Here is a 24,695-nt window from a genome sequence, read left to right as displayed (position 1 = left end):
GCTTACGCCTCCTTGCTCAGGTTCGGCCCGGCACCGCCGGCCGCCTGCTCAATCGGCGGGACGTCGGGCAGCGCGGCCTTCTCCTCACCCCGGAAGGTGAAGGTCTGGGTCTCGCCCTCGCCCTCGGTGTCCACGACCACGATGTGGCCCGGACGCAGCTCGCCGAAGAGGATCTTCTCCGAGAGGGTGTCCTCGACCTCGCGCTGGATGGTGCGACGCAGCGGACGCGCACCCAGCACCGGGTCGTAACCCTTCTTGGACAGCAGCTCCTTGGCGGACTGGGAGAGCTCGATGCCCATGTCCCGGTCCTTGAGGCGCTCGTCCACCTTGCCGATCATCAGGTCGACGATCGCGAGGATGTCGGCCTGGGTCAGCTGCGGGAAGACGACCACGTCGTCGACACGGTTGAGGAACTCGGGCCGGAAGTGCTGCTTGAGCTCGTCCGAGACCTTGTTCTTCATGCGCTCGTAGTTGGACTTCGTGTCGCCCTGGGCCGCGAAGCCCAGGTTGAAGCCCTTGGAGATGTCCCGGGTGCCGAGGTTGGTCGTCATGATGATGACCGTGTTCTTGAAGTCCACGACCCGGCCCTGGGAGTCGGTCAGACGACCGTCCTCCAGGATCTGCAGCAGCGAGTTGAAGATGTCCGGGTGCGCCTTCTCGACCTCGTCGAACAGGACCACGGAGAACGGCTTGCGGCGGACCTTCTCGGTCAGCTGGCCGCCCTCTTCGTAGCCCACGTAGCCGGGGGGCGAACCGAAGAGACGCGAGACCGTGTGCTTCTCGCTGAACTCCGACATGTCGAGGGAGATCAGCGCGTCCTCGTCACCGAAGAGGAACTCGGCGAGCGCCTTGGACAGCTCGGTCTTACCGACACCGGACGGACCGGCGAAGATGAACGAACCACCGGGACGCTTGGGGTCCTTCAGACCGGCACGCGTACGACGGATCGCCTTCGAGAGCGCCTTGACGGCGTCCTTCTGGCCGATGACCCGCTTGTGGAGCTCGTCCTCCATGCGCAGCAGACGCGAGGACTCCTCCTCGGTCAGCTTGAAGACCGGGATGCCGGTGGCGGTCGCGAGGACCTCGGCGATCAGCTCGCCGTCGACCTCGGCGACGACGTCCATGTCGCCGGCCTTCCACTCCTTCTCCCGCTTGGCCTTCGCGGCGAGGAGCTGCTTCTCCTTGTCGCGCAGGGAGGCGGCCTTCTCGAAGTCCTGCGAGTCGATCGCGGACTCCTTGTCCCGGCGGACACCGGCGATCTTCTCGTCGAACTCGCGCAGGTCCGGCGGCGCGGTCATCCGGCGGATGCGCATCCGGGAACCGGCCTCGTCGATCAGGTCGATCGCCTTGTCCGGCAGGAAGCGGTCCGAGATGTACCGGTCGGCCAGGGTGGCGGCCTGGACCAGCGCCTCGTCCGTGATGGAGACCCGGTGGTGGGCCTCGTACCGGTCACGCAGACCCTTGAGGATCTCGATCGTGTGCGGCAGGGACGGCTCGGCGACCTGGATGGGCTGGAAGCGGCGCTCGAGAGCCGCGTCCTTCTCCAGGTGCTTGCGGTACTCGTCCAGCGTGGTGGCACCGATGGTCTGGAGCTCACCGCGGGCCAGCATCGGCTTCAGGATCGAAGCGGCGTCGATGGCGCCCTCGGCGGCACCCGCACCGACCAGCGTGTGGAGCTCGTCGATGAACAGGATGATGTCGCCGCGGGTGCGGATCTCCTTGAGGACCTTCTTCAGGCGCTCCTCGAAGTCACCGCGGTAGCGGGAGCCGGCGACCAGCGCGCCGAGGTCCAGGGTGTAGAGGTGCTTGTCCTTGAGGGTCTCGGGCACCTCGCCCTTGACGATGGCCTGGGCGAGGCCCTCCACGACGGCGGTCTTGCCGACGCCGGGCTCACCGATCAGGACCGGGTTGTTCTTGGTACGGCGGGACAGCACCTGCATGACCCGCTCGATCTCCTTCTCGCGCCCGATGACCGGGTCGAGCTTGGACTCACGAGCGGCCTGGGTGAGGTTCCGGCCGAACTGGTCGAGGACCAGGGACGTCGAGGGGGTGCCCTCGGCAGGCCCGCCGGCGGTGGCGGTCTCCTTGCCCTGGTAGCCGGAGAGCAGCTGGATGACCTGCTGCCGCACCCGGTTGAGATCAGCGCCCAGCTTGACCAGGACCTGGGCGGCGACGCCCTCGCCCTCACGGATCAGGCCGAGCAGGATGTGCTCCGTGCCGATGTAGTTGTGGCCCAGCTGAAGGGCCTCGCGGAGCGACAGCTCCAGGACCTTCTTGGCACGGGGGGTGAAGGGGATGTGCCCGGACGGGGCCTGCTGCCCCTGCCCGATGATCTCCTCCACCTGCTGGCGGACCGCCTCGAGCGAAATCCCGAGGCTCTCAAGGGCCTTGGCGGCGACACCCTCACCCTCGTGGATCAGGCCCAGGAGGATGTGCTCGGTGCCGATGTAGTTGTGGTTGAGCATCCGGGCTTCTTCCTGAGCCAGGACGACAACCCGCCGCGCGCGGTCGGTGAACCTCTCGAACATCGTTAATCGCTCCTCAGAGCGGTCAGGCAGTGGGGGGAACTTCCCCTCCCTGTCCTTCCGCAGCTTAGTCCCGCAAGCGGGGACCGCTCATTCCAACTGCCGACACCGTCGATGGCCTCCTGACCCGTGACGCCGACATCTGCTCCAACCCGATGGTGCGAGACGATGTTCCCGCAGGCCAGGCAGTTACCCCCACCATCAGTACGCCGATGGCGAACGTGAGACGTCCTGTCCTGCGTGTCGCCCCCTCCCACTAGGGATGTCTTACCCGCCGGGACGGACACTCCATGCCGCGCGCCCCGGTTCGCTCCGCTATGGGCGAACAACCTTGCGCCTCCCCACACCCCCGCACGCCCCCTTGTTCGATACTGTGCGCATTCGCAGGAATACCCAGCGTAACCCGCACACCGCTCCGACGGTTGCACTTGGCATGTCTGGAGCCCTCCCCCCGGTCGTCGCGGGTGTTCCCGTGGTCCCGCTCCCCCGCCGCCCGTTCGATCACGGCACCGCGGGCGATGCGGTCCGCCGCTGGTACGAGAACGAACTCGGCTGGGAGACAGTGCCCGGGGCACCGGGAACTCCGCCGCGGCTCCGCGTGGGTCTGCGCTTCGACGTCCTGGACGTGCCGGCCGAGGCGGGCCGGGCGGCGCTGCGCCACCTGGCGCCGGGCTCTCCGGTGGCCCTGCGGGGCGATCGCGTGCGGCTGCTCGTGGCCGCGGGCGGCGCGCAGGAGGTGCCGGGAATCCTGGACTGGCTGGAGTGGGGGACGCTGCCGCTCGACCTCAGGATGATCGGCGAGGGCGGCACCATGGAGGCACCGCTGCCGGGGCCGGCGCCGGAAGCGCTCGGCGTGCGGCCGCTCCCTCCGGGCCGCTCAGGAGCCGTCCAGGGGGCCGCCGTGTGGCTGCGGCCCCCCGAGCCTGGGTGCGAGGTCGAGGCCTCGCTGCCGACACTGTCGGCTCTGGGGGGCGGTGGGGGCGCCCCCGAGCTCGTACGAGTACTGAACACGGTGGCGACGCACTGCCACCGGCTGCGGCTGCGGCGCGCGGGCGCCCAGCCACCGACGATCCCCGGCCCCGGCACTGATCCGGGCACCGTGATCGACCGACCGGATCCCGCGATCAGCCGTTGGCCTTCTCGTAAGCCTCGCGAATGGTCGCCGGAACACGGCCGCGGTCATTGACCTCGTAACCGTTCTCCTTCGCCCACGCGCGGATCTGTGCGGTGTCCTGGCTGCTGCCGGAAGCGGCACGCGCCTTTCCACGCCCACCCGAAGCACGGCCTCCGGTGCGACGACCGCCCTTCACGTAAGGCTCAAGAAGGCCGCGCAGCTTGTCCGCATTGGCGGTCGTGAGATCGATCTCGTACGTCTTGCCGTCCAACGCGAACGTGACGGTCTCGTCCGCCTCGCCGCCGTCGATGTCATCGACAAGAAGGACCTGAACCTTCTGTGCCACCGGATTTCCTTTCATCCATAACTTGAGGGCCGGGGGTCTGCGGCGTCCCCGTTTCGCCGCCCCCTGTTATATGCAGTACTGCAGTACGTCGGAAAGCAAACCGCTTTTGCTGGGAAAACACAAACCCCTGGGAGAGACTGGCCGACCCCCACAGTCCGGAAACATGTGCGTTTCGGACATAGGGAACCTGGGCAGCACGGGCCGAGCCGGAATAGTTCCTCCCCTTGCGGACCCACTCACCCCTTGCCGCGTCTCGGCGATCACAGATGCAGAAGCATCCGGCTGTTGCCCAAGGTGTTCGGTTTCACTCGTTCGAGACCGAGGAACTCCGCCACGCCTTCGTCATAGGAACGCAGCAGCTCCGCGTAGACATCGGTGTCAACCGGCGTCTCACCGATCTCGACGAACCCGTGCTTGGCGAAGAAGTCCACTTCGAAGGTCAAACAGAAAACTCGGCGAACCCCGAGCCAGCGGGCGGTCTGGAGCAACTTCTCCAGCAACTGATGACCGACGCCGGCTCCCTTCAGCCCGGGCTTCACTGCGAGAGTGCGGACTTCCGCGAGGTCTTCCCACATCACGTGCAGGGCGCCGAAGCCGACCAGCTCGGCGTTGTCGTCGAGCTCGGCGACCCAGAACTCCTGGATGTCCTCGTAAAGCGTCACGGTCGCTTTGTCGAGCAGGATGCGGTCACGGACGTACGCGTCAAGGAGACCGCGGACGGCCGGGACATCGCTGGTGCGGGCCCGCCGGACGGTGATGGCTTTTGCCGTGACTTCGGGACTCTCCGTCGAGGGACTTGCCGCCCGTCCCTCTGCTGGACTCTCTGCTGACATGAGCGGACGCTATCGCCCGCCCGCCTCCGGCGCCGCGCCGGGGTTCGCCCCGGGCCTATCGCCGGGGGCCTCCCGGACCGGTTCGGAGGATTCCGGTCCTTGAACCATGTGGACGGCGTCCCTCAGGTGCTGTCGCTGTTCCTCGCTCATCATCCCGAAGAACGCGACGAGAGCGGCCGCGGGGTTGTCGCTCTGCGACCAGGCGTCGTTCATCAGCGCCGCGGCGTACGCGGCCCGCGTCGAGACCGCCTCATATCGATAGGCCCGGCCTTCCGCCTCACGGCGCACCCAGCCCTTCTGATGGAGATTGTCCAGAACGGTCATCACCGTGGTGTACGCGATGGACCGTTCCTGCTGCAGATCTTCCAGGACTTCTCGAACGGTCACCGGGCGGTTCCACTTCCACACCCGCGTCATGACCGCGTCTTCGAGTTCTCCCAATGGGCGAGGCACAGCTCAGCACAATAGTGGGAGATCCGGGTATTGACGTGGCGGACGTGCACTTTCTTCGGCAAACAGCCACAAAAAGGGCGCACGACCCCTGGAACACGCTGGAACACGGGGTCGTACGCCGATGAGGTGCCGCCGGGTCAGGCCTCCGAGCCCGAGGAGTTCTGCCGGGCACCCTCCACGCGCGCGAGCGCGGCGTCCACGGCCGCGTCCTCCTTGGCCTTGTTCGCCCCGCCCTGGGTCTTCACGATCACCCTGATCACACCGATGAAGAGCACGGCCATGACGACCGGGGGCAGGAGCGCGGAAACGTAGTCCATACGTCCAGAGTAGCCAGCGGCGACGGGAGGGTCCGGGCGGGGTGGGACGGAGTCGGGTGGGGTGGGGTGGGGTGGGGCGAGTCGGATGAACGGGACGGGGCGCGGCGGGGCGTCCTACCCGGCGGCCAGTTGCCGCTGCTGCGACGGCGGCGGGGTCGGCTTGCGCCGGGGGAAGACCTCGCCGGGGGTGGGGATGGGACGGCCCGGCTTGGGAGCCGCGGGAGTCGACGGCTTGGGGGCGGCGGGGCGCTCGGCGGGGGTGGCGGGCCGCTCGGCGGGCTTCTTCTCCTTCTCCGGCCCCCCGGGCTTCCCGCTCGCCGCGGAACGCCCCCCAGGAAGGGCCAGGAGGCGGGTACGGGAGGCCGGGACGGTCGGCGCGGACACTACGGACCGCAGCGCGGCCCCGCGCGCCAGACGGCCCCGTACGTCCTGCTCCGCCAGCACCTGGCACCGGTCCAGCAGAGCCGCCGCCGAGGGGTTCCCCCGCAGGGCCCGCAGCGCGGCGAGGTCGTCCGGGTCGGGCCGGTACCCGGCGCCCAGCGCCTCTTCGAGGAGCGTGAGATAACCGGCTGCGGTACCGGGCAGGGCGGCGCGGTAGCGGGCGAGATCGGCCACCAGGAAGGCACGCAGCCGGGCCCCCTCGCGCGTCGCCTCGTCGAGCGACTCGGCGAGGCGAAGGCAGTCCTGGACGTCCTCGACCGAGGCGGGCGTGGGCAGCAGGGCGAGAGCGAGAGCGCGGCGGAGCACACGCAGCTCCTCCACACCGAACGCCATGCCGCCCCGGGATCCGTATGGCGTGGGCATGCGGCGACAGTACGCGCTAATCAGACAATTCCCTCACACCCGCCAGGCGTGGCGTCCATGCGCCACCCGCCCGGCGTCATCCCACCGCGGCCGCTGTTCCTCTGGGCTCGTCCCTGCGCCGCCGCCCCCACCGCTCACATCCGCGAGACGTTCCGCTCGTACACCAACCGCAGCCCGACCAGCGTCAGCCACGGCTCGTGCTCGTCGATCACGGACGACTCCCCGAGCACCATCGGCGCCAGTCCGCCCGTGGCGATCACCGTCACGTCGTCGGGGTCCTCGGCCAGTTCCCGGGCCATCCGCCCGACGACCCCGTCCACCTGCCCCGCGAAGCCGTAGATGATCCCGGCCTGCATCGCCTCGACCGTGTTCTTCCCGATCACGCTCCGCGGCCTGGCCACCTCGATCTTCCGCAGCTGCGCGCCCCGCACCCCCAGCGCCTCGACGGAGATCTCGATCCCGGGCGCGATGACGCCTCCCACGTACTCCCCGCGCGCGGACACCGCGTCGAAGGTCGTGGCCGTACCGAAGTCCACGACGATCGCGGGCCCGCCGAACAGTTCGACGGCCGCGACCGCGTTGATGATCCGGTCGGCGCCGACCTCCTTGGGGTTGTCGGTCAGGATCGGCACACCGGTCTTCACCCCGGGCTCCACCAGCACCGCGGGCACGTCCCCGTAGTACCGCCGGGTCACCTCACGCAGCTCGTGCAGCACGGAGGGGACCGTCGCGCAGATCGCGATCCCGTCGATGCCGTCACCGAGTTCGTCCCCGAGGAGGGGGTGCATGCCCATCAGGCCCTGCAACAGCACCGCCAGCTCGTCGGCCGTGCGGCGCGCGTCCGTCGAGATCCGCCAGTGCTCGACGATGTCCTCGCCGTCGAACAGGCCCAGAACCGTGTGCGTGTTGCCCACGTCGATCGTGAGGAGCATGGCGGCTACTCCGCGGCGCGCAGGTCGAGGCCGATGTCGAGGATCGGCGAGGAGTGGGTGAGCGCCCCGACGGCGAGGTAGTCGACGCCGGTGTCGGCGTACGCCTTGGCGTTCTCCAGGCTCAGCCGCCCGGAGGCCTCCAGCGCCGCCCGCCCGTGGACGAGGGCCACCGCCTCCTCGCACTCGCCGGGCGTGAAGTTGTCCAGCAGGATCAGGTCGGCGCCGGCGTCCAGGACCTCGCGCAGCTGGTGCAGGGTGTCGACCTCGACCTCGATCGGTACGTCCGGGAAGGCCTCCCGTACGGCCTTGAAGGCCTGCGCGACACCGCCGGCGGCGACCACGTGGTTGTCCTTCACCAGCGCCGCGTCGGACAGCGACATCCGGTGGTTGACCCCGCCGCCGCACCGCACCGCGAACTTCTCCAGGGACCGCAGTCCGGGGGTCGTCTTCCGCGTGTCCCGCACGCGTGCCTTGGTGCCCTCCAGAACGTCCGCCCACGCGCGCGTGGCCGTCGCGATGCCGGACAGCCGGCACAGCAGGTTGAGGGCGCTGCGCTCGGCGGTGAGGAGGTCGCGGGTGCGCGTGGTGACCGACAGGAGCTTCTGCCCGGCCTCCACCCGGTCGCCGTCCTCGACGTGCCGTTCGACCGCGAACTCGTCCTCGCAGACGATCGAGACGACGGCCTCGGCGACCCGGAGGCCGGCCACGACGCCCGCCTCGCGCGCGACGAAGTCGGCGGTGGCGACGGCGTCCTCGGGGATGGTCGCGACGGTCGTCACGTCCACGCCGTGGGCGAGGTCCTCCTGGATGGCCACGTTGGCGATGTCCTCGACCTCCACGGGGTCGAGTCCGGCTTCGGCCAGGAGCTGCGCGAGCGCGGGGTCGAGCCCGCACTCCAAGTACTCCTCACCGGCATCCGTGCCACAGGCACAGCCGTCGCCGCAGCCGCCGGACGAGGCGAGGGGAAGGTCGGGGGTGCTCACGTCTGTCACTGCTCCTGAAGGGGCTGCCGGGTCGGGGGGAAGTCTGCGGTATCGGTGGTGTGTACGGCGAGGGTGCGGTCCGGATTCAGCCGTACGACGATGTGGCGGCGCCAGTCCGTGTCGTCGCGCTCGGGCTCGTCCTCGCGCCAGTGGCAGCCGCGGGTCTCCCCGCGCAGGCGGGCGGCGGCGACCAGGACGCGGGCCACGCACAGGAGGTTGGTGGCCTCCCAGGTGTCGACTCCGGGCTCGGCGGTCTTGCCGTTCTCGTCGAGGGCGTCGCGGGCCTCGGCGTGCAGCCGCTGCAGGGTGTCCGCGGCGGTGGCCAGGGACTCGGCGGAGCGCAGGACGCCCGCGCCGCGGGTCATGGTCCGCTGGATCGCGAAGCGGGCCTCGGGCGCGAGCAGGGGGTGCGCGGGCTTCTCGGGGTGCTCGACCGGGGCGGGCACGCGCGCGTGGAGGCCGTTCTCCGCGTGGCCGGCCGCGATGTCGGCCGCGATGCGCTCGGCGTAGACCAGGCCCTCCAGGAGGGAGTTGGACGCGAGCCGGTTGGCGCCGTGCACGCCGGTGCAGGCGACCTCGCCGCACGCGTACAGACCGGGGACGGTCGTGCGGCCCCGGGAGTCGGTGCGCACGCCGCCGGAGGCGTAGTGGGCGGCCGGCGCTATCGGGATGGGCTCGTGGACCGGGTCGATGCCGTGGGCGCGGCAGGCGGCGAGGATGGTCGGGAAGCGGTGTTCCCACATCTCGGCGCCGAAGTGCCGGGCGTCGAGGAACATCTGCTCGGCGTCCTGCTCCTGCATGCGGCGCGTGATGCCCTTGGCGACGATGTCCCGGGGCGCGAGCTCGGCGAGTTCGTGCTGGCCGACCATGAAGCGCACGCCGTCGGCGTCCACCAGGTGGGCGCCCTCGCCGCGTACCGCCTCGGAGACCAGCGGCTGCTGGCCCTCCGCGTCGGAGCCGAGGAAGAGCACGGTGGGGTGGAACTGCACGAACTCCAGGTCGCTCACCTCCGCGCCCGCGCGCAGGGCGAGCGCCACGCCGTCGCCCGTGGAGACGGACGGGTTGGTGGTCGCGGAGAAGACCTGGCCCATGCCGCCGGTGGCGAGGACGACCGCGGGGGCGTGCACGGCGCCCACGCCGTCGTGCTGGCCCTCGCCCATGACGTGCAGGGTCACACCCGCCGTCCGGCCGTCGGCGTCGGTGAGCAGGTCCAGGACGAGCGCGTTCTCGATCGTGCGCAGTCCACGCGCGCGGACCGCCTCGACGAGCGCGCGGGAGATCTCCGCGCCGGTCGCGTCGCCGCCGGCGTGCGCGATGCGGCGGCGGTGGTGGCCGCCCTCGCGGGTCAGCTCCAGGCGCCCTTCCTCGGACTCGTCGAAGTGCGCGCCGGTCTCGATGAGTCGCCGTACGGCGTCGGGGCCCTCGGTGACGAGGATCCGTACGGCCTCCTCGTCGCACAGGCCCGCGCCCGCCACCAGCGTGTCGTCCAGGTGCTGCTCGGGTGTGTCGCCCTCGCCGAGGGCCGCGGCGATGCCGCCCTGCGCCCAGCGGGTGGAGCCGTCGTCGAGGCGGGCCTTGGTGACGACGACGGTCCGCAGGCCGACGGCCTCGCAGCGCAGGGCCGCGGTGAGGCCTGCGACCCCGGATCCGACGACGACGACGTCCGCGTCGATGGACCACCCGGGGGCGGGCGCATGCAGTCGTATGCCTGTGCTGGTCACGAGGCGGCTCCGAAGGTGAGGGGGATGTTGTCGATCAGCCGGGTCGTCCCGACCCGGGCGGCGACGGCGAGGACGGCCTCACCGGTGAAGTCGTCCTGGATGTCGGTGAAGTCGGACGGGTCGACGAGCGCGAGGTAGTCCAGCGCGAGCGGCGGGTTCAGGCGGCCGGCCTCGTCGAGGACCAGGCGGGCGGCCGCGCGGACGGCCGCCGGGCCACCCGGGGACGCCTTGGCGACGGCGTGCGTGTCGGCCGCCGCGCGGGACTCCCCCAGGGCACTCAGGGCCTCGGCACGCGCGTGCGTGGCGGGCACCTCCCGGGCCCGCGCGCGCAGGGCCTCCTGTGCCGCGTGCCGGTCGCGGCCGGCGAACAGCGCGCGGGACAGGGCGAGCGCGGTGCGGCGCTCGGCGGCCGAGAGGTAGCGGTTGCGGCTGGACAGGGCGAGCCCGTCCTCCTCGCGCACGGTCGGGACGCCGACGATCTCCACGCCGAAGTTCAGGTCCCGCACCATGCGCCGGATGAGGGCGAGCTGCTGGGCGTCCTTCTGGCCGTAGAGGGCGATGTCGGGGCGGGTGAGGTGGAGCAGTTTGGCGACGACGGTGAGCATGCCGTCGAAGTGGCCCGGGCGCGCGGCGCCCTCCAGGCGCTCCCCCATGGGTCCCGCGCTGATGCGGACCTGGGGTTCGCCGCCGGGGTAGACCTCGTCCACGGCGGGGGCGAACACGGCGTCCGCGCCCGACTGTTCGGCGAGCTTGAGGTCGGCGTCCAGGGTGCGCGGGTAGCGGTCGAGGTCCTCGCCCGCGCCGAACTGGAGGGGGTTCACGAAGACGGTGACGACGACCTCGCCGTCGGGGCCGGCGATCTCGCGCGCGGTCCGGATCAGCGTGGCGTGGCCCTCGTGCAGCGCGCCCATGGTCATCACGACGGCGCGGCGGCCCACGCGCGCGCGGGCATTCAATTCGGCCGCGGTGCGCAGCAGGGCGGTGGTCGTCATCGGGCGCCCCCTTCGGTGCCGTCGGTCCCGTGGTTCCCGGGCGTCCCGCCCGCGAGTACCCCCAGAAGGTCTTCCGCGAGCTCCGGCTTCAGCAGCCCGTGGGCGAGCGCCCGGTCGGCGGTCGCGCGGGCCATCGCCAGATAGCCGGAGACGGTCTGCGGGGCGTGGACGCGCAGTTCCTCGATGTGCGCGGCGACCGTGCCGGCGTCCCCGCGCGCGACGGGGCCGGTGAGGGCCGCGTCGCCGGAGCGCAGGGCGTTGTCGAGGGCGGCGCCGAGCAGCGGGCCGAGCATCCGGTCGGGCGCCTCGACACCGGCCGCGCGCAGCAGCTCCATCGACTGGGCTACCAGGGTGACCAGGTGGTTGGCGCCGAGCGCGAGGGCCGCGTGGTAGAGCGGCCGCATCTCCTCGGCGACCCACTCGGGTTCGCCGCCCATCTCGATGACGAGGGCCTCGGCGGCCAGCCGCAGTTCGTCGGGCGCGGTGACACCGAAGGAGCAGCCGGCCAGGCGCTGCACGTCCACGGGGGTGCCGGTGAAGGTCATCGCCGGGTGCAGGGCCAGCGGGAGCGCGCCCGCGCGCAGGGCGGGGTCCAGCACCCGCGTGCCGTACCGCCCCGAGGTGTGCACCAGGAGCTGCCCCGGCCGTACGGCGCCGGTCTCGGCGAGTCCCGTGACGAGGCCGGGCAGCGCGTCGTCGGGCACGGTCAGCAGGACCAGGTCGGCGCGCGCCAGGACCTCGGCGGGCGGGACGACCGGCACGTCGGGGAGCATCTGCGCGGCGCGCCGCCGGGACGCGTCGGAGACCCCGGAGACGGCGACCGGGCGATGTCCGGCCAGTTCGAGGGACGCGGCCAGTGCGGGACCCACGCGGCCGGCGCCTACGACGCCGACGGTGAGCCGCGCGGGGCGGTCCTTGGTGTCTGCTTGTTGGGCTGTACTCACGCGACGGCGGCCTTCCGTTCCAGTCCGCTCCGGGTACCGGACGATTTCTCGTCATGTTAACGCGATCGGTTCGAGGGGCGTCCGGTCGTCCACAGGCTGTGGGTTTCCGGAGCCGTCCGGCCCGGGGAAATGCGGGTGCCCGCCCGGGGCGGCGCGCGGGATGATCCCGGGCATGAGCGATACCGCGGAACAGGGCGAGGAACGGACCGAACCGGCGTCGGCCGACGAACGGCGAGCACGGCAACGCGAGCGACGTATCGGCGCACACCGGAGCGCGCGGCGGGTGCTCGCGCGCTCCGGACATCAGCGCACGCTCCGGGAGCGCCTGGCCCTGCTGGAGCGGGCGGCGGAGGTGCACGACCTCGACGAGCTGTCGGACATCTACGGCGGCGGAGTCGTCGAGGCCCTGGAGGAGAAGGTCGCGGGACTGCTCGGCAAGGAGGCCGCCGTCTTCTTCCCGACGGGGACGATGGCCCAGCAGGTGGCGCTGCGCTGCTGGGCGGGCCGCACCGGCGATCCGACCGTCGCCCTGCACGCGCTCGCCCACCCCGAGGTGCACGAACGGAACGCCTTCAGCCAGGTCTCCCGACTGCGTCCGGTCCGGCTGACGAGCGAGCCCCGGCTGCCCACCGCCGACGAGGTCCGCGACTTCGAGGAGCCCTTCGGCGCGTTGATGCTGGAGCTGCCCCTCAGGGACGCCGGTCACCTGCTGCCCTCCTGGGAGGAGCTCACCGGGATCGTGGAGGCGGCGCGCGAGCGCGACGCCGTGGTGCACTTCGACGGCGCGCGCCTGTGGGAGTCCACCGTCCATCTCGGCCGCACCCTGGACGAGATCGCCGGCCTGGCGGACAGCGTGTACGTGTCGTTCTACAAGTCCCTCGACGGCTACGGCGGCGCCGTCCTCGCCGGTCCCAGGACGCTGACCGAGGAGGCGAGGGCCTGGCGGCACCGCTACGGCGGCACGGTCTACCAGCAGTTCCCCACCGTCCTGTCGGCCCTCCTCGGCCTGGAGCGCGAGCTGCCCCGACTGCCCGACTACGTGCGCCACGCGCGCGTGGTGGCCGCCGCGCTGCGTGAGGGCTTCGCGGCGGCCGGGGTGCCCTGGACACGCGTCCACCCCGAGGTGCCGCACACCAACGAGTTCCAGCTCTGGCTGCCGTACGACGCCGAGACGGCCGCGGAGGCGGCGGTCCGGCAGACCGAGGAGACGCGGACCGAGCTCTTCGGCCGCCCCTGGGACACCCCCGGCCCGGGACTCGCCGTCACCGAGGTCTCCGTACGGGCCGAGAGCCTGGAGTGGACGCCCGAGGACGTGAAGGAGGCGGTCGCGGACTTCGTCGTACGGCTGACACGGGTCAGCGGCTAGGACGCGGTCCCCGGGCGGCCGCGGCGCAGCCACCGGGACAGCGCCTGCCGGGTGCGTCCCCGGGCGGGGCGGCCGGCGACCACGGCGCGGAACCGGCGGTGGTCCCGCAGTTCGCGCACGACCTGCCAGTCGTGGGCGCCGGGGGCGGGCGGGTCGAGCTCGCCGCGCTGCCGGGCCCGGTAGGTGTCGAGGAGGTACTGCTGCGTGATGCTCATGGCGGATCGCCTTCTCGGGACGGGGAGACGGACAGGCTCGGGTCATGGAGACGTACAGGCGTGGTGACAGGGATCCGTGGGCTCCGCGGCGGCCCCGGTGCTGTCAGCCTGCGCCGGACACCGCGGCGCGGTCGCGTCGATTGACGGCGGCCGTCAATCGACGGCCGCGTTGTCAGTGGTGGGGTGCACCATGAGGTCATGAGCGTGCGCATCGACATCGCGGGGCTGCGGCCGGAGAGGGTCGCCGTCGTGCCCTCCCCCCTGGCCGAGCTCGGCATGGCGCTGCACGCGCTGTCCGAGCCGGGGCACCACCCCGGCCTCCAGGGCTGGGTGACCGGCGTGAGCGCCCGGCTCGACCCGCACCTGGCCGACCGGATGTGCGAGGCGGACTTCCTGTGGCGGACGACGTTCTCGGACCTGTTCCTGCCGTACGCGGGCATCCCGGGCCGCACCGCCCTCCCCGGCGCGACCCTCGCCGAGGAGCTGGACCTGCTCGACAAGCTGACGGACGAGCAGTTCGTGGACGCGGCCCTGGAGTTCAGCTGCGCGATGCCCTACGGCGGTGACCGCAGCCCTCTGGTCGACGCGGGGCTGCGGCGTCGCGCCCTTGAGCTGGCCGCCGCGCGGGGACCGCAACAGGAGCGGTTCAGCGAGCTGTTGCTGACCGACCCGCCCAGGATCCGAGCCTGGCTCCGGCAGTTCCTGGAGGACTGCGACGAGCTGTTCTTCGCGGACACCTGGGCCCGGCTGCGCCACCAGCTCGCTGCGGACGCCCGCCACAAGACCGAGCTCCTGCGCCGCAAGGGTCTGGCCGAGGCGCTGGCCGCGGTGTCCCCCGCGGTCGCCCTCGACGAGGCCGCGGGAGAGATCGCCGTCGACAAGCTGAGCGTGGGCCGTACGGCCGCGGAGGACGGCAATCTCCTGCTGGTGCCGACCAGCCTCGGCTGGCCGCACCTGTCCATCCTGTACCGCACCGGCTGGCAGCCGGTGCTGCACTACCCGGTCGGCTCCCCGGAGCTGGCGGCTTCGTCCTCCGTCGAGCAGCTCGCCCTGCGGATGACGGCCCTGTCCCATCCCGTCCGGATGCGGATCTGCCGCTATCTGGCCCGCAGCGCGTACACCACGAGCGAGCTGGCCCAGGCGCACGGCATGACGGCCCCGGAGATATCCCGCCACCTGAGCGTCCTGAAGAAGGCCGGCCTGATCACCACGCGCCGTCGCGGCCGGTACGTCCAGCACCAGCTGGACATAGCCATCGTGGCCCGCCTGGGCAGCGACTTCCTGGAGGGAATCCTGCGCTGACCGGCCGGCTCAGTCGAACCGGATGTGCCGCACGCCCACCCGTACCTGCCGCAGCCGTGTCCGCAGCGCGCCCTCGCGGTTCGGCACGAGCGGCAGTCCGGCCAGGACGGCGATGCGGTCGGCCGTCTTGGGCACGGTCGAGTGGTCGGTCCACAGATGCTCGGCGAACTCCGGTTCGCGCAGCCGCTCCAGGCAGTGGTCGAGCTGCCCCACGGCCCAGCTCTCCCTGCCCGGACCGGAGTTCTTGCCGGAGACGAACTGAAGGAGGTGCCCGAAGCCCCGCTCGCGCAGCCGCCTCAGCACGGTCTCGCGCTCGGCGAGGAGAGTGAAGTGCCGTACGTCATGGCCGAGTTCCCGCAGCCGGCCCACGGTCTGGGCGAAGTAGTCGGAGTCCGTGACCGTCATGGGCACGATGACGACACCGTCGCGCCGGGTGAGGGCGAGGTCCAGCACCTCGACCACGCCCTGCCGCCAGGACGTCAGGTCCTGGAAGTCGCCGCGCAGTTCGGGAGGCATCATGCGGCGCAGACCGAAGCCGGCGTGCTCGGGATCGCAGACCACGCTGCCGGGCAGCCGCCGCTGGATCTCGTAAGCCGACAGCGTCTTGATGGATCGCCGCCCCCGAAGGGACCGTTGATCCACAGGAGCATGCGCAGACCCTAGTGGGAGCGGGTTACGCGCAGGTCACCTGCCCCCCTCAGCCCTGCCCGCCCTCAGCCCTGCCCGCCCGCGCGCACCAGCCCGGTCTCGTAGGCCAGGACGACCACCTGCACCCGGTCCCTGAGTCCCAGCTTGGTCAGGATGCGGCCCACATGGGTCTTCACCGTCGCCTCGGACAGCACCAACCGGGCCGCGATCTCGCCGTTGGACAGCCCCTGCGCGACGAGCATCATGACCTCGCGCTCACGGTCGGTCAGCCGCTCCAGCTCCTTGCGCTGGGGCTCCTTTCCGGTGGTCGGCAGCATCGGCGCGAACCGGTCCAGGAGCCGCCGGGTCGTGGAGGGCGCGACCACCGCGTCACCGCTGTGCACGGCACGGATGGCGCCCAGGAGCTCGCCGGGCGGCACGTCCTTGAGCATGAAGCCGGAGGCACCCGCCTTCAGCCCGGAGAAGGCGTACTCGTCGAGGTCGAAGGTGGTCAGGATCAGCACCTTCGGCGGGTCGGGCTCCGAGCAGATGCGGCGGGTGGTCTCCACGCCGTCCAGCTTGGGCATGCGCACGTCCATCAGCACCACGTCGACGGCGGTGGCGCGCAGCACCTGAAGGGCCTCGACGCCGTCGCCGGCCTCGGCGACGACCTCCATGTCCGGCTGGGCCGCGAGCACCATCCGGAACCCGGTGCGCAGCAGCACCTGGTCGTCGACGAGCATCACGCGGATCGTCATCGGGAGCCTCTTCCGTTTCCGTGGGGTCGTGCGGCGGGGTCGTTACAGGTGTCAACACAGAGCGTGCGGCGGTGTCAGTGCGCGGGTTTGAGCGGGAGCAGCGCGCTGATGCGGAATCCTCCGCCCGGGCGCGGGCCCGCGTCCAGGGTGCCGCCGACCATGCCGACGCGCTCGCGCATGCCGATCAGGCCGTGGCCCGCGCCGTCGGCGCCGCCCTCCTCGTACAGCTCGTGCGGGGCGCCCTTGCCGTCGTCCTCGACGAGCAGGCCGAGGCCGTCGTCGAAGTAGACCAGTCGCACGCTCGCGCCCGCGTTCGGCCCGCCGTGCTTGCGCGTGTTGGTCAGCGCCTCCTGCACGATCCGGTACGCGGTGAGTTCGACACCGCTGGGCAGCGGGCGCGGAGTGCCCTCGATCTTGAAGTCGACGGGCAGTCCGGAGCCCCGGCACTGCTCGACGAGGTCCTCGATCTGCTCCACGTCCGGCTGCGGGACGTACTCGCCGCCCTCCTGGTGCTCGCCGGTGCGCAGCACGCCCAGCAGGCGGCGCATCTCGGCGAGGGCCTGGCGGCCGGTGGAGGAGATGGTCTCCAGGGCCTTCTTGGCCTGGTCCGGGGCGGCGTCCAGGACGTAGGCGGCGCCGTCGGCCTGGACCACCATCACCGACACGTTGTGCGCGACGACGTCGTGCAGTTCGCGGGCGATCCGGGCGCGCTCGGCGGCCACCGCGACCTTCGCCTGCGCCTCGCGCTCCTTCTCCAGGCGCGCGGCCCGCTCCTCCAGCTGCGCGAAGTAGGCGCGGCGGGTGCGGATGGAGTCGCCGAGCACCCAGGCGAGGGCGAACGGCACGGTCATGAAGACCATGAGCGCGACGGTGCCGAAGACCCCGGCGTCCGCCTCCTGCCAGCGCAGCTGCGCCAGGGGGGCCGCGCCGAGACCGACGACCAGCGCCAGCCGTGAGGCCCAGCGGGCCCCGGTCGCCGCCACGGTGTAGGTGATCACCAGCAGCGCGAAGTCGGCGGGCATGGTCGCCACGTCCAGGACCAGCTGCCCGACGCCGAGGGCGATGCCCAGCAGCAGCATCTTCTCCGGCATACGCCGTCGCAGGGCCACCACCAGGCACAGCAGCAGGACGATCGGGAGGATGAGCGTCTCGGCCTTGGTGCCCGGCGTGTCGCTCGGGGTGGACCCGACGAAAACCACCGAAAGCCCGAGGAGGAAGACGGCCCAGAAGCCGTCGACCCATGTCGGGTGCCTGCGGAGGAAGTCGTAGAGGCTCTGCACGTAACCCAGCGTAGGGAAGCGTGATGCGTGCAGGGGTCAACCGGAGGACCGATCCGTATCCGACGCACGTACTCCCCAAGGTGGAGTTTTGGTTATTGCGGTCGCTTAGCCTGAGCCGGTGACGGCGGACACTGCGGGTGAGTGGCGAGGCTGGCGGGCGGCCACGGAGGCCGCCCTGTACGGCCCGGAGGGCTTCTATCGCAGGCCGGAGGGGCCGGCCGGGCACTTCCGTACGTCCGTGCACGCGTCGGCGTTGTTCGCCGGGGCCGTGGCACGGCTGCTGTGCCGGGTCGACGAGGCGCTGGGGCGGCCGGCGGAGCTCGGGTTCGTCGACATGGCGGCGGGGCGGGGCGAGTTGGCGGCCGGGGTGCTGGGCGCGCTGCCCGCCGAGGTGGCCTCCCGCGCGCGGGGGTACGCCGTCGAGATCGGCGACCGGCCCGCGGCCCTCGATCACCGGATCGAGTGGCTGGCCGAACCGCCGAAGGGGATCACCGGGCTGCTGTTCGCCAACGAGTGGCTGGACAACGTCCCCCTGGAGATCGCGGAGGTGGACCCCGAGGGGGTGCCCCGACGCGTCCTCGTACGGCCGGACGGGCACGAGCGGCTCGGGGAGCGGCTCTCCGGTGCCGAGGCGGGCTGGGTCGCCCGCTGGTGGCCGCTGCCGGCCGAGGAGGGGCTGCGCGCGGAGATCGGGCTGCCCCGGGACGAGGCGTGGGCGTCGGCGGTCGCGAGCGTGGAGCGGGGGCTCGCGGTGGCGGTGGACTACGCGCACACCAGGGACGCGCGCCCGCCCTTCGGGACGCTCACCGGCTTCCGGGAGGGGCGCGGGACAGCACCCGTGCCGGACGGGTCGTGCGACATCACCGCGCACGTCGCGCTGGACGCGTGCGCGCTGCCCGGCGGACGCGTTCTGACCCAGCGGGACGCCCTGCGCGCCCTGGGTGTCACCGGCGCACGCCCTCCACTCACGCTGGCCTCCACGCGACCCTCCGCATACCTGCGCGCCCTCGCGAGCGCCGGCGAGGCGGCCGAACTCACCGCACCGGGCGGACTCGGCGACTTCGGGTGGCTGCTCCAGCCGGTCGGGCTCGCGGGCGCGTCTCCCGATGCCCCGCCCGTCCTCGACGCGCTCCTTGCCGATGCCCTACTTGTCGATGTCCCCGACCACGAAGAACAGTGATCCCAGGATCGCCACCATGTCCGCCACCAGCGTCCCCGGCAGCAGCACCGCCAGCGCCTGGATGTTGTTGTAGGAGGCGGAGCGCAGCTTCAGCCGGTACGGCGTCTTCTCGCCCTTGCTGACCAGGTAGTAGCCGTTGATGCCGAGCGGGTTCTCGGTCCACGCGTAGGTGTGGCCCTCGGGCGCCTTCAGGACCTTCGGCAGCCGCTGGTTGATCGGACCTGGCGGCAGCTCGGCGAGCCGGTCCAGGCAGGCGTCGGCGAGGTCGAGGGCGTTGTGGGTCTGCGCCAGGAGGACCTCGAAGCGGGCGAGGCAGTCGCCCTCCGTCCGGGTCACCACGCCGAGCGTGTCCTGGAGCTCGCCGTAGGCCAGGTACGGCTCGTCGCGGCGCAGGTCGAAGTCGACGCCCGAGGCGCGCGCGATCGGGCCGCTCACGCCGTAGGCGTGCACCGCCTCGGGCGCGAGGACGCCCACGCCCCGCGTGCGCCCGCGGAAGATCTCGTTGCCGAGCACCAGGTCGTCGTGGACGTCCATGCGTGAGCGCACGGCGGCGACCGCGGCACGCGCGCGCGTGGTCCAGCCGGCCGGCAGGTCCTCCTTGAGGCCGCCGACGCGGTTGAACATGTAGTGCATACGGCCGCCGGAGACCTCCTCCATGACGTTCTGGAGGACTTCGCGCTCCCGGAACGCGTAGAAGACCGGGGTGATCCCGCCGAGCTCCAGCGGGTAGGAGCCGAGGAACATCAGGTGGTTCAGGACCCGGTTCAGCTCGGCGAGCAGGGTGCGCGTCCACACCGCGCGCGGGGGGACCTCCATGCCGAGCATGCGCTCCACGGCGAGGACCACGCCCAGTTCGTTCGAGAACGCCGAGAGCCAGTCGTGGCGGTTGGCGAGCATGATGATCTGGCGGTAGTCGCGCGCCTCGAAGAGCTTCTCCGCGCCCCGGTGCATGTAGCCGATCACCGGCTCCGCGTGCGCGATGCGCTCACCGTCCAGGACCAGCCTGAGGCGCAGCACTCCGTGCGTGGACGGGTGCTGGGGTCCGATGTTGAGCACCATGTCGGTGCTCTCCGCGGCGCCGCCGATGCCGACCGTGGTCTCCGTCGTAGGAGTCATGGACCAAGTCTCTCCTACGTACGCTGGCCCTATGGAGACGGGGAGCCCGGACGACACGCAGACCACGGGGAACGAGCCGGTGTGGACCGGGTTGCCGCCGAGGCTGCTGACCATGCGACGCCTGCTGCTGGTGGTGTGGCTGGGCCTGCTGGCCCTGGCCCTCGGCCTGCTGCTCGGGCTGCTCGCCGGGCCGGCCTGGTCCGCGTTCGCGCTGCTGCCGCTGGCGCTCATGGCCTGGGGCTGGGTGCTGCTCGGCCGCAACTGGGCCTCCTGGCGGTACGCCGAACGCGCCGACGACCTGCTGATCAGCCGGGGTGTGCTGTGGCAGGAGGAGACGGTCGTGCCGTACGGCCGGATGCAGCTGGTGGAGGTCACCTCCGGGCCCGTCGAACGGCACTTCCGGCTGGCCAGCGTGCAGCTGCACACCGCGGCCGCCGCGACCGACGCGACCATTCCCGGCCTCGACCCGGCCGAGGCGGAACGGCTGCGCGACCGGCTCACCGAGCTCGGCGAGGCCCGATCGGCGGGCCTGTGACGGCTCCGGGCGTCGACGACGCCGTACAGCAGAAGCCTCCGCCGACCGAGCGGCGGCTGCACCCCGTGACGCCGCTCAGGCGGGCGTGGGCGCCGGTCGCCGTGCTCATCGGGTGGGCCGTGCACGACCCCGACCAGACGCAGCGCCAGCTCGCCCGGCTGACCACCACCACGCTGCTGCTCGCGCTCGCCGTACTCATCCCCGCCGCCGCCCTCTACGGCTTTCTGACCTGGTGGTTCACCCACTTCTCAGTGACCGAGAGCGAGCTGCGCATCCGGACCGGGCTGGTGTTCCGGCGCACCGCGCACATCCGGCTGGAGCGGATCCAGGCCGTCGACGTCACCCAGCCGCTGCTCGCCCGGGTCGCGGGTGTCGCGAAACTCAAGCTGGACGTCGTGGGCGCGGACAAGAAGGACGAGCTCGCCTTCCTCGGGGAGCGCGAGGCGCGTGCGCTGCGCGCGGAACTCCTCGCGCGCGCCGCCGGTTTCGCCCCCGAGACGGCGCACGAGGTCGGGGAGGCTCCGGCGCGCGAGCTACTGCGCACGCCTCCACGCGATCTCGCGCTCTCCCTCGTGCTGACGGGCGCCACCTGGGGCACCCTGGCCGCCGCCCTCGTCGTACCGCCCCTGCTGTGGCTGGCCACCCACAGCGTGTGGTCGGTCCTGGCGACCGCGCTGCCCCTGCTGGGCGCGGCGGGCGCGAGCAGTGTGGGGCGGTTCGTCAGTGAGTACGACTGGACGGTGGGCGAGTCCCCGGACGGGCTGCGCATCGACCACGGCCTCCTGGACCGCACCCACGAGACGGTGCCGCCGGGGCGCGTGCAGACCGTACGGATCGTGGAGCCGCTGCTGTGGCGGCGGCGCGGCTGGGTGCGGGTGGAACTCGACGTGGCCGGCTCGTCCAACTCCGTGCTGGTGCCGGTCGCCCCGCGCGCGGTCGCCGAAGCCGTCGTCGCGCGCGTGCTGCCCGGTGTGGTCGTGCCGCCCCTGTCCGCGCTCTCCCGGCCGCCCCGACGGGCCGCGCGCTGCCTGCCGCTGTGGTGGCGGGGCCACGGACTGGCCGTCACCGACGCGGTGTTCGCCGCGCGCCAGGGGCTGCTGCGGCGGAGCCTGGCTCTCGTCCCGCACGCCAAGGTCCAGAGCGTACGGCTCACCCAAGGGCCCTGGGAGCGCCTGTGGCGGGTCGCGGACGTGCGCGTGGACACGGGAGCCAACAAGACCGTCTCGGCGCGGCTGAGGGACGCTCAGGAGGCCGCGGAACTGCTCGGGGCGCAGGCGGAGCGGTCCCGGACGGGACGGGAAGGGGCACGGCCCGACCGCTGGATGGTCTGACCGTGCCCCGTCGGGTACGTGTCGGCCCGTGTCGGTCCGTCAGGAGACCGCGCTGCGCAGCCCCTGCACGTCGATCTGCTCCGTCTCGTCGTGGGCCGTCAGGTCGATCACCTGGCCGACGCCGCGCGACTCCTCGTCCGCGGGCTTGAACTCCGCCTCGGACTCGGCCTTGTGGAGGGCGAGCGCCTCCTGCCCGACCACGTCGGCCAGGTCCTCGTTCTGGACGGCCTCCAGGGCGGCCGGCGCGGCCCCCGACTTCGTACCGAAGAAGTCGAAGCCGCCCTCGACCGAGGGGCGCCGCACGGGCGTCTGCGGGACGACCGCCACCGCGGTCGGCGCGATGAAGTGCCCGGAGGGCTGCTGGGCGGGGCGTCCCGTCCCGGCCGAAGTGGTGGCGGCCGCGCGCTCGTGCCCGTCGGCCGCCACGGGCTTCCCCTGCGCCTCGTCCTCCTGCGCGGCCTCCGGCCGGGCGGCGGCCGCGCGGGCCGCGCCCTCGACGGTGGTGACCTTCACCGGCTCACCGTTCGCGACGGTCTTCGGGTTCCCCGCCACGTGGGGGGAGTCGGTCTTCACGCCGTTCCTGGCCGCCGCCTTGGGGGCGTCGTCGGGCTCGTGGCGATCCGGGGTGCCGGGCCCGTCCCCGTCCTGAACCGTTTCCTCAGGTTCGGCCTCGGAGACGTTCTCGACCTCGGCCTCGATCTCGACCTCGGCCTCGACCTCGGAGACGTGCTCGCCGGTCTCGGCGTCGAGGTCCTCGGCGTCGCCGTCGTCAGCTGCGCCGTCGTCGGCCGCGCCCTCGCGGTCGCCGGCGAAGCGTGCCAGCGCCCCCTTGGCCCGCAGGAACAGCCGCGAGCCCTCGGGGGAGAAGATCGCGGGCCGGTCCGGAGTCTCCTCGACGGCCTCGGTCCGCGCACCGGCGACATCCTTGTCGCCGTCCGTCCCTGCGGCGGTCCCGGCCTCGACGTCGGTGTCGGTCTCTGCGTCGTCATCGGTGTCGGTGTCGGCCGGGGCAGCCACAGCCCCCGCCTCCTCCGCGGCGGAGACCTGTCCGGGCGGCAGCGCGCGCGCCGCCGGCCCGGACGTCTCTATCTCCAGCAGACGGCGGCCCTCCAGGGCGCTCGCCCGCTCGGTCTCCGCCGTGGCGTACCGGCGCAGCAGAGCCGCGTGTTCGTTGCGCAGCCCCGCCAGCTCCGTGCGCTTGGCGCGCAGCCGCTGCTCCAGCTTCACGCGCAGCTCACGCGACTCCTCGAGGTCGGTCTCCAGCTCGGCGACCCGTTCCTCGTGACGCCACTCGTCGCTCGCACGCGCGCGCGTGAGGTCGGCGACCTGCTTGCCCGCCTGGGTGTCCCAGCGGCGCATGACGGCCGCCCCGACAACCGCCGTCGCCGCGGCCACCGCGGCGACGACCCGGAGCACGCCCGGCTCGGAGAAAACCCAGGGGCCGAACGCACAGACGACGGAGACGCCTGCGATCGCCGACGGAGGCAGCAGCCTGTGCAGAGGTGGGGAATGACGATGACGTCCACGTGGCATGGCCAGAAACTTACCGCGCGTAGGCGAATGATGGCGCCCCGCCCCGTAAAAAGACAGCCATCCCGAAGCCTTCACACCTCATCAGGAATCAGACGGGCCCCTGAATTCGACAGAAGCGACAGGCCAACGGCGAGAAGAGCCACGACTATCTCCAAGATCATTTCCGCTGGTCGCCCAGCCGTCCGCTGATCCACTGGAGGGTCCCCGGAATCTCCCGCCTCCAGGTGTTGAAGTTGTGGCCGCCGCTTTCGAGGATGATCGACGAGATACGGGTCAGATTCGTGTCCTTCGCCCGCTCGATGAACTCCAGCGTGTCCTTGTAGTTCGACTCCCCGACCTTGCTGCTGGTGACGAGCAGTGAAGTGTCGGGCGCGGGCATGTGCTTGAGGTACCACAACAGGTCCGCGCGGTTGCGCAGCGCCTTGTCGCCGTGGAAGAGGTCGCCCGTCGTCGCGTCGATCGGCGCCTTGTAGTAGGCCGACAGACCCGCCCCGGCGGCGTACACACGGGGATGGTGCATGGCGATCTTCAGCGCGCAGTACCCGCCCGTGGAGTCGCCGATGATCCCCCAGGAGCCCGGCCCCCTGTTCACCCTGTAGTGGTCCCCCACGGCCTCGGGCAGGTCATGGGCGAAGAAGGTCTCCGTCTGCGGCCCGTCCGGGATGTCCACGCACTCCGTGTCCCGCGGGGGTGCCACCGTCGGCCGCAGCATCACCAGGATCATCGGCTGCATACGGCCTTCCTCGGCGAGCTTCAAAGCCGTCCCAGGGAAGCGGAGTTTGTCCACCAGGGCCCGGGCGGTGCCCGGATAACCGGTGAGGACGACGGCCGCGGGAAACGTGCGGTCGCGGTACTGCGGCCGGAAGTACTCCGGCGGCAGGTACACGTACGCCGGCGTGGCGATATGACTCTTGCGGCCGACGATGTCGACCTTCTGGACCTGCCCTCCGATGTGTGGCCGGAAGTCGCCCCCTTCTCGCGCCTTTCGCGTCTCGGTCACCCGCAGGGAACCCCCGGAACGGACGCCCGGAGTGTGGTCGACGACCACACCCTGGTCCTTCTCCTGCCCGAACAGGTCCGCCCAGCTCGCATAGAAACCGAAGGCCTGGTTGGCGGCCAGCCCCACCGAGGCGAACAGCATCAGCTGTGTGGCCAGCAGCAGGCCGACCCGCCCGCCGACCGCCCGCCAGCCGCGCCGGGCCAGCCGTGGCCAGCACCACACCGTGCCGACGAACAGCAGCACGGCGAACGCCACCGCCAGCACCAGAACCGTCGTACTCGTAAGACCCATTCCTGCTTCCTGCCTGCCCTTCCACCCGCGCCACGGCCGGTCCCGCGCACTCACCTCCCTCACACCTTCGCGAGGGCTTGCCCGGGACTTTCCACGGCCTTTGAACCGGCTTTGGGGACGTGAGTGAACCTCTCCCCCCAAGACACCGTCCTAGAGGGCGCAATGTCGCCGGATGCCCGAATGGGGCCCGGATCCAA

22 protein-coding genes and 2 pseudogenes are annotated in these 24,695 nt (G+C 71.8%); 6 read left to right on the top strand and 18 right to left on the bottom strand.

The window, feature by feature from the left end:
- Positions 1-2 precede the first annotated feature (2 nt).
- A complete protein-coding gene (locus tag K4B79_RS36705; protein WP_232031750.1) occupies positions 3-2,528 on the bottom strand; it encodes an ATP-dependent Clp protease ATP-binding subunit in 2,526 nt (841 codons plus the stop codon).
- Between the two features lie 430 nt (positions 2,529-2,958).
- Here K4B79_RS36705 and K4B79_RS36700 point away from each other — a divergent pair.
- Positions 2,959-3,588: pseudogene (locus K4B79_RS36700) on the top strand (SCO3374 family protein); the annotation flags it as partial.
- A 61-nt stretch (positions 3,589-3,649) separates the two neighbouring features.
- Here K4B79_RS36700 and K4B79_RS36695 read toward each other — a convergent pair.
- The 10 genes from K4B79_RS36695 to K4B79_RS36650 all read right to left on the bottom strand — a co-directional run bounded on the left by K4B79_RS36695 (position 3,650) and on the right by K4B79_RS36650 (position 11,964).
- Entirely contained in the window at positions 3,650-3,985 is a 336-nt protein-coding gene (locus K4B79_RS36695) for a histone-like nucleoid-structuring protein Lsr2 (RefSeq protein WP_067437511.1), read from the bottom strand.
- A 260-nt stretch (positions 3,986-4,245) separates the two neighbouring features.
- Positions 4,246-4,818 carry an amino-acid N-acetyltransferase gene (locus K4B79_RS36690; protein ID WP_232031749.1) on the bottom strand — a complete coding sequence of 191 codons (573 nt, stop codon included), beginning with the start codon at positions 4,816-4,818 and terminating at the stop codon, positions 4,246-4,248.
- A 9-nt stretch (positions 4,819-4,827) separates the two neighbouring features.
- On the bottom strand, positions 4,828-5,271 hold the full coding sequence (locus K4B79_RS36685; RefSeq protein WP_374208553.1) for a BlaI/MecI/CopY family transcriptional regulator: 444 nt from the start codon (positions 5,269-5,271) through the stop codon (positions 4,828-4,830).
- Between the two features lie 137 nt (positions 5,272-5,408).
- Positions 5,409-5,588, bottom strand: a complete 180-nt coding sequence (locus tag K4B79_RS36680) for a hypothetical protein (protein ID WP_232031747.1) — start codon at positions 5,586-5,588, stop codon at positions 5,409-5,411.
- A gap of 114 nt (positions 5,589-5,702) precedes the next feature.
- Complete coding sequence (locus K4B79_RS36675; protein WP_232031790.1) at positions 5,703-6,362, bottom strand: hypothetical protein; 660 nt, start codon at positions 6,360-6,362, stop codon at positions 5,703-5,705.
- Positions 6,363-6,526: 164 nt separating this feature from the next.
- The gene (locus tag K4B79_RS36670; protein WP_232031746.1) at positions 6,527-7,324 is read right to left on the bottom strand and encodes a type III pantothenate kinase; all 798 of its coding nucleotides are present in this window, start codon (positions 7,322-7,324) and stop codon (positions 6,527-6,529) included.
- A gap of 5 nt (positions 7,325-7,329) precedes the next feature.
- Entirely contained in the window at positions 7,330-8,307 is a 978-nt protein-coding gene (gene nadC, locus K4B79_RS36665; protein WP_232031745.1) for a carboxylating nicotinate-nucleotide diphosphorylase, read from the bottom strand.
- 5 nt (positions 8,308-8,312) lie between these two features.
- A complete protein-coding gene (locus K4B79_RS36660) occupies positions 8,313-10,028 on the bottom strand; it encodes an L-aspartate oxidase (RefSeq protein ID WP_232031744.1) in 1,716 nt (571 codons plus the stop codon).
- Entirely contained in the window at positions 10,025-11,020 is a 996-nt protein-coding gene (gene panC, locus K4B79_RS36655) for a pantoate--beta-alanine ligase (protein ID WP_232031743.1), read from the bottom strand. The genes K4B79_RS36660 and panC overlap by 4 nt, the downstream gene beginning before the upstream one ends.
- Entirely contained in the window at positions 11,017-11,964 is a 948-nt protein-coding gene (locus K4B79_RS36650; RefSeq protein ID WP_232031742.1) for a Rossmann-like and DUF2520 domain-containing protein, read from the bottom strand. The genes panC and K4B79_RS36650 overlap by 4 nt, the downstream gene beginning before the upstream one ends.
- Before the next feature lie 172 nt (positions 11,965-12,136).
- Here K4B79_RS36650 and K4B79_RS36645 point away from each other — a divergent pair, with 172 nt between their 5' ends.
- Entirely contained in the window at positions 12,137-13,330 is a 1,194-nt protein-coding gene (locus tag K4B79_RS36645; RefSeq protein ID WP_232031741.1) for a threonine aldolase family protein, read from the top strand.
- On the opposite strand, the gene K4B79_RS36640 is transcribed toward K4B79_RS36645, so the two are convergent.
- Positions 13,327-13,545 carry a hypothetical protein gene (locus K4B79_RS36640; protein ID WP_232031740.1) on the bottom strand — a complete coding sequence of 73 codons (219 nt, stop codon included), beginning with the start codon at positions 13,543-13,545 and terminating at the stop codon, positions 13,327-13,329. The genes K4B79_RS36645 and K4B79_RS36640 overlap by 4 nt on opposite strands.
- 198 nt (positions 13,546-13,743) lie before the next feature.
- On the opposite strand from K4B79_RS36640, the gene K4B79_RS36635 reads away from it, so the two are divergent.
- Positions 13,744-14,847, top strand: coding sequence for a DUF5937 family protein (locus K4B79_RS36635; RefSeq protein WP_232031739.1), 1,104 nt, complete (start codon positions 13,744-13,746; stop codon positions 14,845-14,847).
- A 9-nt stretch (positions 14,848-14,856) separates the two neighbouring features.
- Here K4B79_RS36635 and K4B79_RS36630 read toward each other — a convergent pair.
- From K4B79_RS36630 to K4B79_RS36620, 3 genes and pseudogenes are all read right to left on the bottom strand, one after another.
- Positions 14,857-15,497 (bottom strand): annotated as a pseudogene (locus K4B79_RS36630) (ATP-binding protein).
- Between the two features lie 63 nt (positions 15,498-15,560).
- Positions 15,561-16,232, bottom strand: a complete 672-nt coding sequence (locus K4B79_RS36625; RefSeq protein ID WP_232031738.1) for a response regulator transcription factor — start codon at positions 16,230-16,232, stop codon at positions 15,561-15,563.
- Between the two features lie 74 nt (positions 16,233-16,306).
- Entirely contained in the window at positions 16,307-17,512 is a 1,206-nt protein-coding gene (locus K4B79_RS36620; protein WP_232031737.1) for a sensor histidine kinase, read from the bottom strand.
- 118 nt (positions 17,513-17,630) lie between these two features.
- On the opposite strand from K4B79_RS36620, the gene K4B79_RS36615 reads away from it, so the two are divergent.
- Positions 17,631-18,692, top strand: a complete 1,062-nt coding sequence (locus K4B79_RS36615; protein WP_232031736.1) for an SAM-dependent methyltransferase — start codon at positions 17,631-17,633, stop codon at positions 18,690-18,692.
- On the opposite strand, the gene K4B79_RS36610 is transcribed toward K4B79_RS36615, so the two are convergent.
- Positions 18,657-19,808: an NADH-quinone oxidoreductase subunit D gene (locus tag K4B79_RS36610; protein ID WP_232031735.1), complete on the bottom strand. Its 1,152-nt coding sequence runs from the start codon at positions 19,806-19,808 to the stop codon at positions 18,657-18,659. The two genes, K4B79_RS36615 and K4B79_RS36610, sit on opposite strands and share 36 nt — an antisense overlap.
- Before the next feature lie 31 nt (positions 19,809-19,839).
- Here K4B79_RS36610 and K4B79_RS36605 point away from each other — a divergent pair, with 31 nt between their 5' ends.
- Both K4B79_RS36605 and K4B79_RS36600 read left to right on the top strand, forming a co-directional pair.
- The gene (locus K4B79_RS36605; RefSeq protein ID WP_232031734.1) at positions 19,840-20,343 is read left to right on the top strand and encodes a PH domain-containing protein; all 504 of its coding nucleotides are present in this window, start codon (positions 19,840-19,842) and stop codon (positions 20,341-20,343) included.
- Positions 20,340-21,674, top strand: coding sequence for a PH domain-containing protein (locus tag K4B79_RS36600; protein WP_232031733.1), 1,335 nt, complete (start codon positions 20,340-20,342; stop codon positions 21,672-21,674). The genes K4B79_RS36605 and K4B79_RS36600 overlap by 4 nt, the downstream gene beginning before the upstream one ends.
- A 39-nt stretch (positions 21,675-21,713) precedes the next feature.
- Here the strand turns inward: K4B79_RS36600 and K4B79_RS36595 are convergent, their stop codons facing one another.
- The gene (locus tag K4B79_RS36595; RefSeq protein WP_232031732.1) at positions 21,714-23,207 is read right to left on the bottom strand and encodes a hypothetical protein; all 1,494 of its coding nucleotides are present in this window, start codon (positions 23,205-23,207) and stop codon (positions 21,714-21,716) included.
- 157 nt (positions 23,208-23,364) lie between these two features.
- A complete protein-coding gene (locus K4B79_RS36590; protein ID WP_232031731.1) occupies positions 23,365-24,498 on the bottom strand; it encodes an alpha/beta hydrolase in 1,134 nt (377 codons plus the stop codon).
- Positions 24,499-24,695: the final 197 nt, after the last annotated feature.

It is taken from the genome of Streptomyces lincolnensis, from assembly GCF_021173675.1.
In the GTDB taxonomy this organism is placed as follows: domain Bacteria; phylum Actinomycetota; class Actinomycetes; order Streptomycetales; family Streptomycetaceae; genus Streptomyces; species Streptomyces lincolnensis_B.
This window is presented reverse-complemented; position numbering and strand designations above follow the sequence as displayed.

Coding starts and splice junctions, on each gene's coding strand:
- K4B79_RS36705 (WP_232031750.1), bottom strand. CDS start 2,528: ATGTTCGAGAGGTTCACCGACCGCGCGCGGCGGGTTGTCGTCCTGGCT.
- K4B79_RS36690 (WP_232031749.1), bottom strand. CDS start 4,818: ATGTCAGCAGAGAGTCCAGCAGAGGGACGGGCGGCAAGTCCCTCGACG.
- K4B79_RS36680 (WP_232031747.1), bottom strand. CDS start 5,588: ATGGACTACGTTTCCGCGCTCCTGCCCCCGGTCGTCATGGCCGTGCTC.
- K4B79_RS36675 (WP_232031790.1), bottom strand. CDS start 6,362: ATGGCGTTCGGTGTGGAGGAGCTGCGTGTGCTCCGCCGCGCTCTCGCT.
- K4B79_RS36670 (WP_232031746.1), bottom strand. CDS start 7,324: ATGCTCCTCACGATCGACGTGGGCAACACGCACACGGTTCTGGGCCTG.
- panC (WP_232031743.1), bottom strand. CDS start 11,020: ATGACGACCACCGCCCTGCTGCGCACCGCGGCCGAATTGAATGCCCGC.
- K4B79_RS36645 (WP_232031741.1), top strand. CDS start 12,137: ATGAGCGATACCGCGGAACAGGGCGAGGAACGGACCGAACCGGCGTCG.
- K4B79_RS36640 (WP_232031740.1), bottom strand. CDS start 13,545: ATGAGCATCACGCAGCAGTACCTCCTCGACACCTACCGGGCCCGGCAG.
- K4B79_RS36635 (WP_232031739.1), top strand. CDS start 13,744: ATGAGCGTGCGCATCGACATCGCGGGGCTGCGGCCGGAGAGGGTCGCC.
- K4B79_RS36625 (WP_232031738.1), bottom strand. CDS start 16,232: ATGACGATCCGCGTGATGCTCGTCGACGACCAGGTGCTGCTGCGCACC.
- K4B79_RS36610 (WP_232031735.1), bottom strand. CDS start 19,808: ATGACTCCTACGACGGAGACCACGGTCGGCATCGGCGGCGCCGCGGAG.
- K4B79_RS36605 (WP_232031734.1), top strand. CDS start 19,840: ATGGAGACGGGGAGCCCGGACGACACGCAGACCACGGGGAACGAGCCG.
- K4B79_RS36595 (WP_232031732.1), bottom strand. CDS start 23,207: ATGCCACGTGGACGTCATCGTCATTCCCCACCTCTGCACAGGCTGCTG.
- K4B79_RS36590 (WP_232031731.1), bottom strand. CDS start 24,498: ATGGGTCTTACGAGTACGACGGTTCTGGTGCTGGCGGTGGCGTTCGCC.